Origin of the sequence: Porphyrobacter sp. SLTP (assembly GCF_009905735.1) — a bacterium.
GTDB lineage: Bacteria > Pseudomonadota > Alphaproteobacteria > Sphingomonadales > Sphingomonadaceae > Erythrobacter.
In genome coordinates, this window is sequence record NZ_JAAALE010000035.1 from 1 (window position 1) to 517 (window position 517).

Here is a 517-nt window from a genome sequence, read left to right on the forward strand (position 1 = left end):
ATCGAAGACCTTGCGGGCAATGATTTTGCCGGAACCAGCGCCTATGACTTTGCCACGGTTCCGCCTGCGGACACCGCTGCGCCAACGATCACAACCTTCTCGCCGACCGACGGCGCGGTCAATGTCGCGGTAGGCAGCAATGTTGTCGTCAGCTTCTCCGAGGCCATCCGGCGTGGCAGCGGCACGGTCGAGATCCGGAGCGGTTCTGCAACTGGCCCCGTGGTCGAGGCGTTCAATGTCGCCAGCAGCAACCGGATTGCGATCAGCGGAGCAACCCTGACCATCGATCCGACGAGTGCTCTGGCACAAGGCACCACCTATTTTGTGGTGATCAACCCCGGAGCTATCGAAGACCTTGCGGGCAATGATTTTGCCGGAACCAGCACCTATGACTTTGCCACGGTTCCGCCTGCGGACACCGCTGCCCCAACGATCACAACCTTCTCGCCGACCGACGGCGCGGTCAATGTGGCGGTAGGCAGCAATGTTGTCGTCACCTTCTCCGAGGCCATTCAGC

Annotated in this window: 1 protein-coding gene; it reads left to right on the forward strand. The window is 61.1% G+C overall.

What is annotated here, in order from left to right:
* On the forward strand, positions 1 to 517 hold a 517-nt coding region (locus GVM20_RS16190; RefSeq protein WP_199799666.1), incomplete at both ends, for an Ig-like domain-containing domain.